We start from the raw sequence: 17693 nt of genomic DNA, 5'->3' as shown, positions 1-17693 counted from the left end.
TGTTTTAAGAATTCGTTGATTTTGAAACGCTTTCTTTGACCACAGCAATGAGATACTTTATTCTTAAGCTGTTAAATAGATAAAGAAAGAAGGGCTCCGTATGTTAATTGATTCTTATCCGTATTTATTATTTAATGGTAATGCAGAAGAGGCATTGAGCTTTTATGCAAAAGTTTTTAAAGCAGAGATTTTAGATATCAGCAAATTCAAGGATATGCCACAACACCCAGATAACCCCATACTGCCTGATGAAATACAAAATAAAGTGATGAATGCAACATTGCAGCTTACAAATGGAAGTTATTTGATGTTTTCTGATAACCCGCTTGAAGGCGAAGCTGGTTATCAGCAAGGCAATAACATATCTGTCACTTTAGTTTATGAAACAAAAGAGGAAACTCGTGAGGTTTTCGACCAATTGAAAGTAGATGGGAAGATATCGATGCCACTCGAAGAAACATTTTGGAGCCCATTATATGGAAAGGTTGTTGATCAGTTTGGAGTTGAATGGCAGATTTCGACTTTTGTGCCAGGCATGATGGACAAAGCTGAATAAACCGATTGGAAAAGAATTAATATGGATAAAACGTCTAGTAAATGGAAAATGATAGAAAGTTTGTTTGTTTCCTATTGTTTTTTTTTAATACTAGCAAATAAGATAACTAAAAAAGAAGAGTGTGGGACAAAAAGCGTTTAGAACCGAATCTTCTAACGCATACCTTATCGCTAATGCGAATAAATCCGCAAGAGCTATGGCAACGGGAACGAATACGCGCAGTAGGGTCATCGACCATCGAGCATTATTCGTGAAGTGGACGTCGGGTCTGTTTTTTTGGAGCACGTTTTAGAATAAACATTCGCATATAGGAAAGAGGCTGGGATTTTTGTCCCAGCCTCTTCTTTTAATTAAATCGTAATTTTTAACTCATGGGGTTTTAACAGATTTGATTTGATCAGAAATGGCTTGAACAAAAGACTCAATAAAGCCGGTAAAACAAGTACTACAAAAAGATACGAAAGTGTAGCAGCGAGTCCTTGAGAAGAGGCGATTCCAAAAATGGCTACTAAAGCACATAGCCCCATGCCCGCAATCTCAGCAGAGGCTTCTAAATTAAAGACTAGAACCCCTAAAGGAGCTAAGATTGTTCCCAACATTAAGGGGAATAACGCAACTTTGGGATGTCTAATGATATTCCCAGTTTGCAGTTTTGGGGTAATAATCAATTGACCTAAAAATGTTCCAGCATCATTATCCTTCAGACTGAGAAAGGCAAAAACAGTAAACTGGACGCTGCATCCAATTAAAGCAGCTGCACCAGCAGAGCCATCAAGTTGCAAAGCGAGAGCAATGGCAGCTGATGAAGCTGGTGACAAAATCAACATACCGAAAACTAAGCCTAAAACCATTGAAGATAAAAGAGGATAACCAGCGACAGAAGAAGTAATCAATAATGAGACGGAATTTAACATAAAAGCTATAGGCGAAGATAACGTGAAGCCTATTAAACCGCTGATTAGTATACTTGCAAAAGGGACAAGAATCATATTGAAACGCGTTTTATTAAATAAAAAGGTACCAATGATAATTGCAATAGCAATAGCTAACAAGGCTCCAACGGGTTCCCCACTTTTTAAAGTAACTGCACCATTTGTAAAAGCATACGCGCGACCGCCAATAACTCCTGCTGCTGTGGCACTCAGCATAGTTAGAATATCTGTTTTCAAATAATAACTGATCCCAATACCCAGTCCAGGAATCAATAGTGTTTTTGTGACAGCGCCGATAGTAACGAGTGTTGAGAAGCCTATTAGCTCTCCAATGCTTTGGATTAATAGTCCAATACCTAAAGTAACCACAACTGCTGCAGCAATACCTTGAGATGCTTTGTAGAGCTGATCTGTGAATGTGTCTTTTTTCATTTGTAAACCTCCAAAAGATTTCCTGTTAACCTTATTCTCTATTAATGTTATTATAAAGGAGTGAAATCAAAAGTACACTATCTTAAGAATTAAAGATATTTTTTGATGCAATCCAAAATTAGAATGGAGTCTTTAAAATAATGAATAAAAAATTAGCCTTACTATTGATAACAACTGGTATCTTAGGAGGGTGCGAACAATTCAATCAAGAATCTGTCTCACAATCTAGTCAAGCTTCTGAAACCAGTTCTTCCATTGATACTCTAACTCCGGAAGAAAAACAAAAGTTAGCAGAAGAGGCTGAACATCAAGCTATGCTAGATGCTTTACCAGCTGTTTCAACAGAGGATTGGAATTTAGAACTAGTTAACAATTGGACAAAAATAGATGAATCGATTGAAAGACCCTTAAAGGCATTGCCAAATGGATTATTAGTGGATGAACGAATTATTGAAGATTATACGGCTATGACGAATGCTGGGAAAGAAGCTGGTCATGAGATTGTTGCTGTTTCAACTTATCGTTCGGTTGAGTTGCAAAAGACAAATTACAATAATAGTGTGCAAAAGTATCTAAATGAAGGACATTCTCGAGAAGAAGCGGTTAAATTAACAGAAGATTACATTGCTATCCCTGGTGGAAGCGAGCATCACACCGGATTGGCTGTTGATGTAATGGATACAGAATGGGTAAAAACAGGCAAAGGTCTTATCGCTGAATTTGATACTCAAGCATCGCAAAAGTGGTTAGTTGAGCATGCGGCTGAGTATGGTTTTGTCCTCAGATTTCCTAAAGGTAAAGAAGAAGAGACCGGCATTGAATATGAATCATGGCATTTTCGTTATGTTGGAAAAGAAAATGCAGCTTATATGAAAAAATATGATTTGTCTTTAGAAGAATACATTGCTTTATTAGAAGAAGCTGGCAAATAAACTTATTTTTTTACTCCTGTATTTTCATTGAAAGGAAGAAATGTGTGCCACTAAAAAAACAACCAAAAAATCGGTATAAAACAGTGAAACGTATTAAACATCAACGAATAACGCCTAGCTATTTCTTAATGATGCTCTTTGTCATTGTCTTTATCTTTATTGGGACTCTTTATTTCTTAGCACAAGAAACAGCTGAGGTTCAGGTATCTCAAGACGAACCTGTAGAAGAGCAGTTTATTGTCCAAATCGCTGATTACGCCCAAGTGTTGCAAAAAAAATACGGCGTTTTACCGAGTATCAGTATTGCTCAAGCGATACTTGAATCGGATTGGGGTACTAGCGAACTTTCCATAAAAAACAATAATTTTTATGGAATTAAAGGCAGCAGTTCCGAACCGATTGTTACAATGACGACCAAAGAGTTTGTCGACGGTGAATGGATCGAAGTCCACGCAGATTTCAGAAAATACACTACATGGCAAGAATCAATGGAAGATCATTCTGAATTATTCACTAAAGGAACAACTTGGAACGGGGACCAATACGCTAAGGTTTTAACCTCAAACGATTACAAAGAAGCGGCTTATGCTTTACAAGAAAGTGGCTATGCCACAGATCCTGACTATCCAGAAAAACTAATTCGTTTGATTGAGCAGTATGACTTGAATCAGTATGATTAATAATGAGAAGGGGGTTTTTTCTTTAGAGTGAACCCCGTTTTTATTATCCAATAAGAAATCGCTTTATTTATTGCAGAATGATAGCAATTAAAGCAGACATTCGTTAAAATAAATACTATGAAACTAACTAATGAGGTGAAAATATGGAAGAAAAAAAAGGATCTCCAAGTATCACGACTGATTTAAGAAAGCATTATGTTGCGGTCCCAGAAATTATTGATACAGCCAGCGGCATTATTATAAACGGAAAAAGATTTCGCTCACTCATTTTTACAACTGATATTGCTATTATTATGAATAACGACGCCGATGCAGTCATCGCAGTCTATCCATTTTCACCTCATCCTGCTATTATTCAAGGAATCACGACCGTAGCAAGTATGCCTGTTTTAGCTGGAGTAGGTGGAGGCATTACCAATGGGCATCGTTCAGCGAATATTGCTTTATTTGCGGAATCACATGGCTGCATTGGTGTCGTCTTAAATTCTCCTACACCAAAAGAAACCTATCAGGAAATTGATCGTTTAGTGGATATCCCAATCATATCAACAGTTGTTTCAGAGTTTACGGATATCCAAGGAAAATTGGATGCAGGCGTTGATATCTTAAACGTCAGCGGAGCAGCTCGAACAACGCATATTGTACGTGAAATTCGTAAGAAATTTCCCAAAGTGCCGATTATTGCAACAGGTGGTCCAACAGAGGAAAGCATTAAAGCAACAATTGCAGCTGGTGCTAATGCGATTACGTATACACCGCCAAGTAATGGGAAATTATTTAGTGAACTAATGAAAAAATACCGTAACCAAGAAGAAACGTTATATGAAGTACAACAAGAATCTGAAGAAGAAAAATAAAGTAAAAGCAGGTGTAAAAATGAGGAATTCAATGAATAAAAAAGGCAAGAAACTTCCTTTATGGGCTATCATTAGTATTGTAGTTGCTCTGCTTGCAGTGATAGGTGGAGGCATCTACGGGTATACAGTTTGGGCTGAAGCTAGAGATGAAAAAGCGGCTCAAAAAAAGGCAGATACATTTATTGCGGCCTTAGAAAAACAAGATTATACTGCCATGAGCAAAGTGGTTTCTGAAAAATCATTGACCGCTATTGATTACACAAAAGAATCAATGATAGAACGCTATGAAACAGTGTATGGCGGTGTAGGGGCTGCAGAATTAAAGGTTTCCGAACTGTCTCTTACACAAGAAAAGGGAGCAGATCACTACACGCTCTCGTATAAGGTGAATATGGAGACGGCTTTAGGGAAATTAGAAGAAAAAAATTACGAAACGACTGTGTCTAAAGTTGCAGATGATTATCAAGTCGATTGGAACACACACCTTATTTTTCCAGATATGGAGCCAACAGATAAAATAGCAATCACAACAACTGTAGGTGAAAGAGGCGATATTTTAGATAAAAATGGTTCGCCATTGGCAACAGAAGGTACATCTTGGCAAGCAGGTCTGCAGCCTTCCACTTTAGGTGAAGGAGAACAAAAGACATCAACTTTACAAAAAGTAGCTGAAACATACGACGTTAAAGTAGAAGAACTGGAAAAACTTTTAGAACAAGGATGGGTAACCCCTGATAGTTTTGTACCATTTAAAGGAATGGCTCAAGATGCAGAACTGCCACAAGTTCCTGGCGTACTTTACCAAGAAACAATGGCTCGTACGTATCCTCTAAATGAAGCAGCTTCACATTTGATTGGCTATGTTGGAGAAGTTTCGGCTGAAGATATCGAAAAAGATCCAACGTTAAGAACGGGAGATGTTATCGGCAAGTCGGGTTTAGAAGCCACTTATGATGATCGGTTAAGAGGTCAAAAAGGTGGACGCATTGAAATCCAAACAAGCGATGGCGAATTAAAAACAGTCTTACAAGAAACGGAAGTTAAAAATGGAGAAGACATTACGTTGACCATTGATACTGACATCCAAAAAGCTGCTTACGATCAATTAACAGGAGAAAGCGGTTCAGCCGTTTTCATGAATCCAACGGACGGAAGTTTGCTAGCTTTGGTCAGCACACCTTCATATGATGCAAACTTGATGTCAAGCGGCATTAGTTCGGAAGAATATCAAGCATACGTTGAGGATCCAAAGAGTCCATTTTTGGCTCGATACGCTTCTGGATATGCTCCAGGTTCAACGTTTAAGGTGATTACAGCAGGCATTGGCCTAGATGCTGGGACCATTATTCCTACAGAAACGCAAAAAATTGAGGGATTATCTTGGCAAAAAGATGCTTCTTGGGGAGATTACAAAGTTACCCGCGTGAAAGACAATCCTAGTGTGAATTTGGCAGATGCGTTTGCCTATTCAGATAATATTTATTTTGCACGAGAAGCACTTGAGATGGGTGCAAAAGTGTATCAAGATGGACTAAAAAACTATATATTTGGTGAAGATTTGAAATTGCCAATTGCAATGAACCCTGCGCAGATATCTAATAGTGGCACATTGGATTCAGAAGGCCTTCTGGCAGATACAGCATTTGGTCAAGGAGAATTATTGCTTAATCCTATTCAACAAGCCGTTTCATATACTCCATTTGCGAATGGTGGCAAGCTTGTTTATCCTAAACTGACAGCAGATCAAGAAACAGCCGAGTCTAAGCAAGCAGTTACACCAGAATCAGCAGCAATAATCAAAGAAGATTTAGTTCAAACAGTCGAAAAAGCGTACGGTTCTTCTCACAAATTAGCTGTTATTGATAAACAAATTGCAGCTAAAACGGGTACTGCTGAAACAAAAGAGTCTGAAATAGAAGGTGAAGATGCTGAAACAAACGGATTCTTATTGGCTTTTGATGCTGAAAATAGCAGTTATTTGATGGTAGCAATGATTGAAGGGAAATCTAGTGGTTCGGTGATTGATGCAATGCTTCCAATGCTTGAAAAAATGGACACATTCCAATAAGAATAACTGTTCTGTAAAATCACAGTTGAAAATAGTTTTAAGAAATGGTATATTATTTCTACTTTGTAAAAAATCAGAAAAATTTAAAGGAGACAATGATAAATGAATTCAGACCCCGATAGTCAGTCGATGATAGGACAGATATTAATTATCGTTATATTGACAGCTGTTAATGCATTTTTTGCATCAGCGGAAATGGCATTTGTATCAATAGATCAAGGGAAAATAAGAGAAAAGGCAGCTAAAGGCGATAAAAAGTCGTTGAATATTTTGAAACTGCTAAGCAATTCAGATAACTTCTTAGCTACTATTCAAGTAGCGATAACCTTGGCAGGATTCTTTTCAAGTGCATCAGCAGCAACCAGTTTTGCAACTCGCCTCGAACCTTATCTATCAACTATTCCAGGGGGAGCACATATAGCAACTGTTGTTGTAACGATCGTACTATCTTATATAACCCTTGTTTTTGGGGAATTATATCCAAAACAAGTTGCTTTACAAAAAGCTGAAGAAGTTGCTCGTGCTACTTCTGGCACCATTCTAGTAGCACAAACAATAACTAAACCTTTTGTAAAATTACTTTCATTCTCAACAAATATTTTAAAGAGACTGACTCCAATCGATTTTACGGAAGAAAAAGAAAAAATGACACGTGATGAATTTCGCGCATATTTAGAACACAGTCAAATTGCGGGTGCAATAGATCCAGATGAGTTCACAATGCTAAAAGGGATCTTATCAATGGATACTAAAATGGCTAGAGAAATCATGGTCCCACGTACAGATACGTTTATGATCGACTATAAAGAAGGTAGCGCAGTGAATATTCCTCAATTATTGGATATTCCTTACTCGCGTGTTCCTGTTTATCTCGAAGATAAAGATAGCATTATAGGAATTGTACATGTGAAGAATTTGTTGAAAGCTTCTCGAACAACTAAAATTGACGATATTGACTTGAAAGATATTTTAAATGAACCTCTATATGTTCCAGAAACCATTCATATTGACGACTTATTGTATGAACTAAGACGAACACGCAATCAGTTAGCGGTATTAAACGATGAATATGGTGGAGTAGTCGGAATTGTGACATTAGAAGACTTACTGGAAGAAATTGTAGGAGATATTGATGATGAGTACGATGAAACGTATAACATGATTGAAAAAGTATCTGAAAGTATTTATTTAGTCGATGGTTCGACTCAATTATCAAAATTCAATGAATATTTCGGAACTGAGATAGAGTCAAATGATGTGGATTCAATTGCTGGTTACTTTATTACACAATACGGAAATATTCCTCAACCAGGTGATAATGCAAATGTTGAATATGAAAACTACTTGCTTAAGTCCAATAAAGTAGAAGGATCACGTCTTGTTAGTCTTTATGTTGAACGATTAAACACAACAAATGATGATGAAGAGAATGAATCTCAAGGAAATTAAAGTTGACCTCCAGAATGGGAAACCTTCTGGAGTTTTTTTGTCGGATAGGACTAGTTTTTCAGATAAGATAAATACTGGAGAACTCTTTAATAAGAAGCACAAGTTATTGTAAAATGCCTTAGATTAGATTTGTTAAAAGCAAAAAAAGGGACCTCGCCTATTTAAGACGCTGTACCTTTTTGCAGTATGAGTAATGATTCGTTATTCTTCTATAGAGAATGATTCAACTGATGGAGCTTCTTCAACCGGTGGTTCAGGTTTTGTTTCTTCCGGAATAGTAGGCTGTTCTGTTGGTATTTCAGGTTCAACAGGTTTTGTGGAGTCAACGGACTCTGGTACTTCTACTGGCGCTGGAGTTGATTCTGCTGGTTTTGGCTTTGTAGACTCTTTTATAGCATCTGTCGGTTGTTTAGGAGTAGTCGTATTGCTTTGATTCTTTTTAGGCGTGCTATTTTTCGTTGGCGATTTTGAGCTCTTGGGCGTGCTGTAACTATCATTTGAGTATGTAGGTGAGTACGTACTAGATTCATATGCAGCAGTATCTTTAGAATCGTCAGCAGCACTATCGCTTTCGACAACTTCTTCAGTTTCTGCTAATTCAGTTGTTTCTTCTTCAATTTCATTTTTTTCATGATGATCGCTTAAGAAAAATAAATCTGAGTTTTTTCGAGAAACATTCCCTTTATTCTCTATGTCAGTTATTTTTGGGCTTTCTTTTGATTCGACAACATCAGACTCAACTTCAACAATCGATGTCTTTGATTCAGTTACAGCAAGACTATTTGACCAAGGTTTCTCTTGGTTCATACCCATACCAATTACTACAATAAGAATAATAACTAAAATGCCCAAATACCAATAGTGTTTAATCAGTTCAAATAAACTTTTATTGCGCATAGTAAACTCCTTTCCTAAATCGCTTTGATTCAATAGTATAACATTCTCAATTGAAATTCTAGTTTATTCAATGAAATCAAAGCGGTTAGTATTTTTTAATGAACTAATTTCGAATGAAGCTAAACCAATTCATAGTGATTAAACGAATTATAATGATCAATGTGTATTAATTGTTCGTTCAAACTCCTTCTTATGCAAATAGCCTGCTAAAATAATTGACCTTTTTAGTCGAAAAGCGTATATTAAATTAGAATGGCTGACTATTCAAGGTCTTTTTCTTTGCTTATGAATCAATAAGTAATGAAAGAGCCTTTTAATTTGTACTTAAATATTAAGAAAAAAGGGTGGATTACATGAAAGAATTAGAAGAACGAATTTTAAAGGATGGCAATGTTTTAGAAGGAGAGGTATTAAAAGTTGATAACTTTTTAAACCATCAAATTGACCCTAAACTTATGCAATCTATTGGAAATGAGTTTGCTAAACATTATGCGGATAAAGGCATCACTAGAATTGTAACCATCGAATCTTCAGGAATCGCACCAGCTGTTTTCGCAGGACTGGCTTTAGATGTTCCGGTAGTCTTTGCACGGAAACAAAAAAGTTTAACGTTGACAGATGATTTATACTCTACAGATGTGTATTCCTTTACTAAAAAATCGACAAGTACGATTGTGATTTCAAAGAAATTTCTTGAAAAAACCGATCGTATTTTGTTAATAGATGATTTTTTGGCTAATGGACAAGCCGCAAAAGGGTTAATAAAATTATGTAATGAAGCACAGGCTGAAGTAGTTGGCATCGGTATCGTGATTGAAAAATCTTTTCAAATAGGCCGTGAATTACTTGAAGAAGAAAACTACGACGTCTATTCTTTAGCGCGTATTCGTGCATTTGAAGAAGGGCAAGTAAAATTCGTAGAGGAATAATTTCAATAAAAATACGATGATAAGCTGCTTTAAAAGTAGAACGATTGCTTTTTGAGCAGCTTACAAACTAAAGTGCTGGAGTTACCAGTTGTTTTTCTTGCTATTTGAATAGATTTTGATAATGTTAGACTGAGTATGAAAAAATTAGTTAACGGTCAGGAGAGAAAAAAATGGAAGTTGATGTACCATTTCTATTGTTAATATTTGTTATAAATGTTGTTTACATTTCGTTGAATACAATTCGCTTTATGTTGACTATGAAAGGTTATCGCTTATCGGCCTCACTTGTTTCTATGGTTGAGGTAACGATTTATGTGGTTGGTTTAGGTTTAGTTTTAGATAGTCTAGATAACTATGTTAATCTTGCGGTATATGCCTTGGGATATGGAGTCGGAATCGCGTTAGGAATAAAAATTGAAGAGTTTTTAGCTCTTGGATATATTATGGTTACAGCTATTGTTCCAGATATGGAAACTAAAATGCCTGAAGAATTGCGTGAGTTGGGATACGGTGTAACAGCTAGTCTGGCATTTGGTCGTGAAGGAGATCGAATGGTCTTGGAAATCTTGACACCTAGGAAAACGGAACGCAAATTATATAAACAAATCAGTGAAATTGAACCCAAAACGTTTATTATTTCTTATGAACCTAAGTACATCAATGGCGGTTTTTGGACGAGAAAAGTAAAAAAACGCCGAAAAGAAATTAGAAATGACGAACAAAAATAAGGCTATCCAATTTGGTTGGAAATTCCAGTATAAACACCGAACGAAAGTTTCGAATGTTGTCAATGACAGATGGGCAGATAACTGCTAAACTAAGAATGAGTAGCTGAAAAAATAATACAAATCATTTTAGAAGGTAGTGATAATTTTGTCTAATCTAATTAGTCCAGGGAAAATGATTGGAATCATTGGCGGCGGAGAAATAGCACGCATGATGGCTTTATCTGCTAAAAAGATGGGCTATCGTATCGGAGTGCTGGATCCAGAAAAAGACTCTCCAGCAGCTCAAGTTTCAGATTGGCAAATGATCGCTCAATATGATAACCAAGAAGCATTGATGGATTTTGCTATGAAATGTGATGTGATCACGTACGAATATGATAACATTGATGCAGATGCGATCACAAAAATAAAAAAAACTGTCTCTGTGCCCCAGGGTGCTGAGTTATTATCGATTACGCAAGATCGATTGTTAGAAAAAGCTTACTTAGAAGCGAGCAATATCAATCTTGCTCCTTATGAGACTATCGTTACAATTGAAGATATAAAAGGTGCAATAGATGGAATTGGATTTCCCTGTGTCTTAAAAACAATTAGTGAACGGCATAATGGAAAAGATCGGTTTGTTCTGCAAAGTGAAGAGGATATATTAAAAGCGGCTTATCTGTTAAAAAGAGGAACTTGCGTATTGGAAGCTTGGATTCCATTTGAGCGTGAACTCTCTGTAATGGTCGTTCGTAACCAAGCTAATCAAGTAATCGTGTTTCCGGTAACCGAAAACATCCATCGTGATAGGACCTTACATGAAAGTATTGTACCGGCTCGCGTCAATCATTACGTTGAAGAAGAAATAGAACGAATTGCTCGGACAATGGCTGAAAAACTTGAACTGATAGGTGTTTTAGGAATTGAGATGTTTATCACTTCAAGTGGGACACTTTACGTGAATGAACTTATTCCAAGGCCTCATCACTCAGGCAATTACAGTATGGAAGCTTGTTCTTTGTCACAATATGATGCGCATATTCGTGCAATCTGTGGCTGGCCTTTGCCTGAAATGGAATTGCTTTCTCCAGCAGTTATGACAACTATTTTAACTGAACATGAGGAAGCAGCAAAAGTTCAGATCCAGTTGAAACCGAATTGGAATTTTTATTATTATGGCAAAGACAATGCAAAAAAAGGTCAAAAAATTGGACATATCACAGTATTAACTAAAGATGTAGAAAAAACATTAGCTACAATCGCAGATACTGGAATTTGGAAATAAGGAGTTTATAAAATTATGATAGAACGGTACACAAGGCCGGAAATGGCTGCTATTTGGTCGGATGAAAATCGCTATAACACTTGGTTGGAAGTAGAAATTTTAGCTGCCGAAGCATGGGTTGAACTTGGAGAATTGCCTAAAGAAGATGTGGAGAAAATCCGTGCGAATGCTTCATTTGAAGTGGATCGTATTTTAGAAATAGAAAAAGAAACTAGACATGATGTAGTAGCTTTTACGCGCGCTGTTTCTGAATCATTAGGCGAAGAACGCAAATGGGTTCACTATGGCTTAACCAGTACGGACGTTGTAGACACTGCTTATGGGTACCAATTGAAACAAGTGAATGATGTATTACGCCTAGATTTGCAAAACTTTTTAGAAATCATTGGTGAAAAAGCCAAAGAACATAAAATGACTGTTATGATGGGGCGGACTCACGGTGTACATGCCGAACCAACTACTTTTGGGTTGAAATTAGCTTTATGGTACTCAGAAATGAAACGCAACATTGAACGGTTTGAACATGCAGCAAAAGGCGTTGAAGCTGGAAAAATAAGTGGAGCTGTCGGAACATTTGCGAATGTACCAACTTTTGTTGAAAAATATGTTTGTGAACATTTGGGAACGAGAGCGCAAGAAATTTCAACACAAGTCCTTCCGCGGGATCTACACGCCGAATATGTTGCTACTATGTCTTTAATCGCAACGAGTATTGAAAAATTTGCTACTGAAATCCGGGGGTTGCAAAAATCAGAAACGCGCGAAGTTGAAGAATTTTTTGCAAAAGGTCAAAAAGGATCATCAGCTATGCCGCATAAACGCAATCCCATTGGTTCAGAAAATGTAACGGGCTTAGCTCGTGTAATTAGAGGACACATGATGACAGCTTATGAAAATGTTGCATTGTGGCATGAACGGGATATTTCACATTCATCTGCAGAACGCATAATTCTACCTGATTCAACGATTCTATTAAATTATATGTTAAACCGTTTTGGAACAATTGTTAAAAATCTAACGGTTTTTCCAGAAAATATGAAACGCAATATGGATGCGACGTATGGCTTGATTTATAGCCAACGCGTGCTGCTTAAACTGATTGATAAAGGAATGAGCCGTGAAGCTGCTTATGACCTGATACAACCAAAAACAGCTACTGCGTGGGATGAACAAGTATTGTTCCGTCCATTGCTTGAAAAAGATGAAAACGTAATGGCTGTCTTGTCAAAAGCAGAGTTAGACGATGCATTTGATTACCATTATCACTTAAGAAATGTAGATGAAATTTTCCAAAGAGTAGGCCTAGGCGACTGAAGCATTGGGCCGAATGGAGCGCATAGGTTAGTCGATAAGCCAAATTAAACAAGAAAAGTAGCAAACTAAAGTAGAAAAAGCATAGGGATTTTTATCTTCCTATGCTTTTTCTACACAATTTATTAAAAAACGCGCTCATTTGATTAATGAATTTGTATATTAGTCAAACGGTACATAACAAATGCAGAGCGCTCAGTACATCAAATAACAAAGGATGGGAGGGTGGAAAATGGGAATAGAAAAGTTGAAAGTTGTAATAGCTATGCTGTTATTTGGGTCGATTGGATTGATGGTTAAAAATATCGAACTGACTTCAAGCGAGATTGCGCTGTATCGCGGTTTATTGGGTAGTTTGTTTCTATTGTTTTTTTTGCTTCTAAAGAAAAAGAGCGTCTCGCGTATAGCACTAAAAAGTAATGCAAAAGTACTAGTTATTTCTGGAGCTGCGATTGGCTTAAATTGGATTTTATTATTTGAGGCATACAACTATACAACGATTGCGAACGCAACGTTAAGTTATTATTTTGCTCCAGTGATTGTAATGGTTATTTCGCCTTTTTTCTTAAAAGAAAAATTACTACCAAATAAAGCAATTAGTATATTAATAGCGATGCTGGGAATGTTTTTAGTCGTAGGAATAGGAACACAAACCAGTGGAGAATATACACATTCTGTAGGAATCTTATATGGTTTAGGTGCAGCTGTTTTATATGCAAGCGTCATGATGTTAAATAAATTGGTGAAAGATATGTCAAGTTTGGAAAGTACAATGATTCAATTGATGGTGGCTTCTGTGACATTGGCTCCTTATGTTTTAGTCACGCAAGGGTTCGATCTAGTAGAGATTTCTGTTACATCGATTCCTTATCTACTTGTTTTAGGAATCGTTCATACAGGACTAGCTTATGTCTTATATTTTTCGGCCATGCAATACTTGAAAAGCCAAACAGTCGCTCTTTTGAGTTACATTGATCCGGTTGCTGCAGTCGTGATGTCTGCTCTGTTTTTAGGAGAAAACATGAACGGCGTGCAAATTTTTGGAGGTATGTTAATCCTGAGTTCGACCTTCATTGGAGGATTGAACTGGCCAAATAAAACCTCTTTGGAAATAAAAGAAAAGATAGAGTAAAAAGACAAACAAAATAGTTGTTTGTCTTTTTAGTGGTCTATTCAACTATTGAAGGCCCGCTTGTTAAAGCGGACCTCAGGATGGGGTCTTTACAGTATAGAAAAGTAAAGAAAATAGTTTCTGTTTGGTACTCTTTTAGTATAACAATCTTGTATAAATTTTATGTAAATAGTGAGTAGTGGTTAAGTAAATTTTAGAGTTAATTGAAAAAAATTGGTATGGGTGCTTCAAAAACTTGAAGTCAGGTACGATAAAATCTATAATTGATACAAGTATATTAAAAAAAGTGGATTTCATTCTTCTGGTATAGACAGAAAACAAAAATAATAAAAACAGGCAGGTGAATAAAATTGTCTAAACCAAAAAAACTAGAAGATGCAGCTTACCAATACAGTAAAGATCAGATACTGACCAAACAATGGTTGCCTCAAACGCACATTACAGAAATTGGTCTATCTAAAAAGTTAGGTATCAGCCGGACGCCGATTCGACAAGCCTTTCTGAGATTAGAAGAAGAAGGATACATAGTAATTGAGCAAAACAAAGGGATAAGAATTCGCGAAAATCAAATTTCGCTACAAGGATTTCAAGAACGATTAGAATTTATGGAGTTGATTTTAATTGATTACTTGCATTTTTTGCAAATCAAAGAAATTCAATTTGATACAGACTCTTTGGAAAAGCTAGTGGATCAAATTAGACAGTTGACGGATGTAAAAGAACTAGGGAAATTTTCAGTTGTTGAATTTGAGTATTGGAAAACCTTTTATCGTTATGCTAAAAACAGCTATACAACAGCTTTGTTTTTGGACACGTTCAGAAGTATAAAAGGACAAACGAATGAAGAAATCAACGAATATATGCAACTCAGCCAGCTCACAAAAGTAAAACATTTTAATCAGATAGTCATTTTTTTGAAAAATGGTGAGTATGCTTTAGCCAGAAAAGAAGTGCGTATTTTAATTAATCAACTTAGTTTAATTACAATTCAAGGGATTTAATAACAACTGCAACCTAAGCAGGATAAAAAGAAAAGAGATTCTTTTTTTGGAGAATCTTTTTTCTTTTTTACTTTCTTAATTTGAAACTGTTCATTTACTACTCGAAGACCCTTTATTTGTGGTAATATTATCCTTGAGAAATTATGCGAAATTTAAAGAAATTTTGCTAGACTAGTGAAGTCCGTATCCTATTTTTAGAATAGAAATATAGGATGTTAGATGAGAGAGGATGTAAAAAATTGGTAGCACGAGATAATTTATTAAATGGAATGAATCCAAAACAAAAAGATGCTGTTGTCTGCACGCAAGGCCCGCTTTTGATTATGGCAGGTGCAGGAAGTGGAAAAACACGAGTCTTAACACACCGTATTGCCTACTTAATCGAAGAAAAAAACGTGAATCCATGGAATATTCTAGCGATTACTTTTACAAATAAAGCCGCTAAAGAAATGAAAGAACGGGTAACTCGTCTTATGAAAGAAGGCGGAAGCGATGTTTGGGTCTCTACTTTTCACTCAATGTGTGTCCGTATTTTACGACGCGATATCGATCGCATTGGTTACACGAAAGCCTTTACGATTAGCGATCCGAGTGAACAGCAAACATTGATGAAACGCATTCTAAAAGAACGAAATATCGATCCTAAAAAATACAATCCTAGAGCTATTTTAGGAGAAATCAGCAATGCTAAAAATGAATTGGATACACCAGAAGACTACCGCAAAAGAGCCGGAAGCTTTTTTGAAAAAATCGTGGCAGATTGTTACGATGATTACCAAAGAGAGTTACGTCGCAATCAAGCGGTCGATTTTGACGATTTGATCATGTTGGCAATTCGTTTATTCAAAGAAAGTCCTGAAACATTAGACTATTACCAAAATAAATTTCACTACATCCATGTTGATGAATACCAAGATACGAATGAAGCACAATACACTTTAGTAAATATGTTAGCTGAAAGATTTAAAAATCTTTGCGTTGTTGGGGATGCCGATCAAAGTATCTACGGCTGGCGCGGAGCGAACATGGAAAACATTTTGAATTTTGAAAAAGATTATCCTGATGCAACGACTGTTTTGTTGGAGCAAAATTACCGTTCAACTAAATTTATTTTACAAGCAGCCAATGATGTAATCGGCAATAACTCAAAACGTAAAGTCAAAAAACTTTGGACAGATAATCATGATGGTGAAAAAATTACGTATTATCGTGGACAATCGGAAGGCGACGAATCGCGGTATGTCATTTCTAAAATTCAAGAAGAAATGAAAGCCAATCATTACAATTATGGTGATTTTGCAGTTCTTTACCGGACCAATGCTCAGTCTCGTGTTATTGAGGATAGCTTGTTAAAATCAAATATACCTTATAAAATGGTTGGTGGTCACAAATTCTACGACCGTAAAGAAATTAGAGATGTTTTAGCTTATCTGCGTTTAATCGCCAATCCTGATGACAATATGAGTTTTGAGCGAGTGGTCAATGTCCCTAAACGAGGCATTGGTCCCGGAACAATTGAAAAACTTAGAACTTCTTCCAATCAATACGACTGGTCCCTTTTAGAAACAGCACTAAACGTTTCCATTACACCTATTTCTGGCAAAGCTGCTAATGAGCTTGAGGCATTTGGTTTCATGATGAAAGATTTGCGCCAAATGCAAGAATACGTTCCGGTAACGGAATTAGTCGAAGAAGTTTTAAAACGTAGTGGCTACCAAAAATCATTAGAATTAGAACGCACACTTGAATCTGAAACACGTTTAGAAAATATTCAAGAATTTTTGACGGTAACACAACAATTTGAAAAAGAAAATACGGAAGATAAATCCTTGTTGACGTTTTTAACAGATTTAGCACTGGTTTCTGATTTGGACAATTTAGAAGAAGAACCTCAAAGTGAAGTAACCTTAATGACGCTTCACGCAGCCAAAGGATTAGAGTTCCCAATTGTTTTTCTTATAGGACTAGAAGAAGGAATCTTCCCGTTGTCACGTTCAATGATGGAAGAAGATCAACTAGAAGAAGAACGCCGTTTAGCGTATGTTGGAATTACACGTGCAGAGAAAAAATTATATATTACAAATGCTTACTCACGGGTTTTATATGGCCGTACACAAAGCAACTCGGCTTCTCGTTTCATCAATGAAATTACCGATGAAGTTTTAGAATTAGGCAATCCGCAAACAATGAATACACCATTTAGCCGTTCACCATTCAGTTCAACGACTAGTTCTATGCAACGCAATCAAGCAACAAGAGCAACTAGTCAACCTTATAAGGCTCCAGTAACAAGTAAAATGTCAAGCGGAGCTGACAAATTAGGCTGGAATGTTGGCGATAAAGCTGTTCATAAAAAATGGGGTCTGGGAACAGTTGTCAAAGTTACCGGTGCAGCAAATGACCTCCAACTCGATATCGCCTTTAAAGAACAAGGCATCAAACGCCTACTAGCAGCTTTCGCACCAATCGAAAAACAGCAGGATGCGGAGTGACCCTGAAAGACACACAGTAAAAACAGGGAA

General features: G+C 36.6%; 15 protein-coding genes. 13 read left to right on the top strand and 2 right to left on the bottom strand.

What is annotated here, in order from left to right; genetic code table 11:
• The first annotated feature begins 100 nt into the window (after nt 1-100).
• Nucleotides 101-556, top strand: a complete 456-nt coding sequence (locus BP18_RS02025) for a VOC family protein (protein ID WP_029277082.1) — start codon at nt 101-103, stop codon at nt 554-556.
• Between the two features lie 350 nt (nt 557-906).
• Here the strand turns inward: BP18_RS02025 and BP18_RS02020 are convergent, their stop codons facing one another.
• Nucleotides 907-1920, bottom strand: coding sequence for a PTS sugar transporter subunit IIC (locus BP18_RS02020; protein ID WP_029277080.1), 1014 nt, complete (start codon nt 1918-1920; stop codon nt 907-909).
• A gap of 140 nt (nt 1921-2060) precedes the next feature.
• Between BP18_RS02020 and BP18_RS02015 the strand changes: the two genes are divergently transcribed.
• The 5 genes from BP18_RS02015 to BP18_RS01995 all read left to right on the top strand — a co-directional run bounded on the left by BP18_RS02015 (nt 2061) and on the right by BP18_RS01995 (nt 7906).
• The gene (locus BP18_RS02015; protein ID WP_029277078.1) at nt 2061-2852 is read left to right on the top strand and encodes a M15 family metallopeptidase; all 792 of its coding nucleotides are present in this window, start codon (nt 2061-2063) and stop codon (nt 2850-2852) included.
• 44 nt (nt 2853-2896) lie between these two features.
• Nucleotides 2897-3532: a glycoside hydrolase family 73 protein gene (locus BP18_RS02010; RefSeq protein WP_029277076.1), complete on the top strand. Its 636-nt coding sequence runs from the start codon at nt 2897-2899 to the stop codon at nt 3530-3532.
• A gap of 143 nt (nt 3533-3675) precedes the next feature.
• Nucleotides 3676-4389 carry a beta/alpha barrel domain-containing protein gene (locus tag BP18_RS02005; RefSeq protein ID WP_035050194.1) on the top strand — a complete coding sequence of 238 codons (714 nt, stop codon included), beginning with the start codon at nt 3676-3678 and terminating at the stop codon, nt 4387-4389.
• A complete protein-coding gene (pbp4, locus tag BP18_RS02000; protein WP_231549412.1) occupies nt 4355-6457 on the top strand; it encodes a penicillin-binding protein PBP4(5) in 2103 nt (700 codons plus the stop codon). The genes BP18_RS02005 and pbp4 overlap by 35 nt, the downstream gene beginning before the upstream one ends.
• Before the next feature lie 102 nt (nt 6458-6559).
• Entirely contained in the window at nt 6560-7906 is a 1347-nt protein-coding gene (locus BP18_RS01995; RefSeq protein WP_029277070.1) for a hemolysin family protein, read from the top strand.
• Between the two features lie 201 nt (nt 7907-8107).
• Here the strand turns inward: BP18_RS01995 and BP18_RS01990 are convergent, their stop codons facing one another.
• Complete coding sequence (locus BP18_RS01990) at nt 8108-8803, bottom strand: hypothetical protein (protein ID WP_007720620.1); 696 nt, start codon at nt 8801-8803, stop codon at nt 8108-8110.
• Between the two features lie 353 nt (nt 8804-9156).
• Here BP18_RS01990 and BP18_RS01985 point away from each other — a divergent pair, with 353 nt between their 5' ends.
• From BP18_RS01985 to pcrA, 7 genes are all read left to right on the top strand, one after another.
• Nucleotides 9157-9732 carry a xanthine phosphoribosyltransferase gene (locus BP18_RS01985; protein ID WP_007720619.1) on the top strand — a complete coding sequence of 192 codons (576 nt, stop codon included), beginning with the start codon at nt 9157-9159 and terminating at the stop codon, nt 9730-9732.
• 170 nt (nt 9733-9902) lie between these two features.
• Nucleotides 9903-10460: a DUF2179 domain-containing protein gene (locus BP18_RS01980; protein WP_029277068.1), complete on the top strand. Its 558-nt coding sequence runs from the start codon at nt 9903-9905 to the stop codon at nt 10458-10460.
• 145 nt (nt 10461-10605) lie between these two features.
• Nucleotides 10606-11727 (top strand): 5-(carboxyamino)imidazole ribonucleotide synthase, encoded by a 1122-nt coding sequence (gene purK / locus BP18_RS01975; protein ID WP_007720617.1) that lies wholly within the window; start codon nt 10606-10608, stop codon nt 11725-11727.
• Nucleotides 11728-11742: 15 nt separating this feature from the next.
• On the top strand, nt 11743-13041 hold the full coding sequence (gene purB, locus BP18_RS01970; RefSeq protein WP_007720615.1) for an adenylosuccinate lyase: 1299 nt from the start codon (nt 11743-11745) through the stop codon (nt 13039-13041).
• A 229-nt stretch (nt 13042-13270) separates the two neighbouring features.
• On the top strand, nt 13271-14170 hold the full coding sequence (locus BP18_RS01965; RefSeq protein WP_007720613.1) for a DMT family transporter: 900 nt from the start codon (nt 13271-13273) through the stop codon (nt 14168-14170).
• Between the two features lie 350 nt (nt 14171-14520).
• The gene (locus BP18_RS01960; RefSeq protein ID WP_007720611.1) at nt 14521-15171 is read left to right on the top strand and encodes a GntR family transcriptional regulator; all 651 of its coding nucleotides are present in this window, start codon (nt 14521-14523) and stop codon (nt 15169-15171) included.
• Nucleotides 15172-15410: 239 nt separating this feature from the next.
• Nucleotides 15411-17663: a DNA helicase PcrA gene (pcrA, locus tag BP18_RS01955; protein ID WP_007720608.1), complete on the top strand. Its 2253-nt coding sequence runs from the start codon at nt 15411-15413 to the stop codon at nt 17661-17663.
• Nucleotides 17664-17693 lie beyond the last annotated feature (30 nt).

This window comes from Carnobacterium jeotgali MS3, assembly GCF_000745125.1.
Taxonomy (GTDB): domain Bacteria; phylum Bacillota; class Bacilli; order Lactobacillales; family Carnobacteriaceae; genus Carnobacterium_B; species Carnobacterium_B jeotgali.
This window is presented reverse-complemented; position numbering and strand designations above follow the sequence as displayed.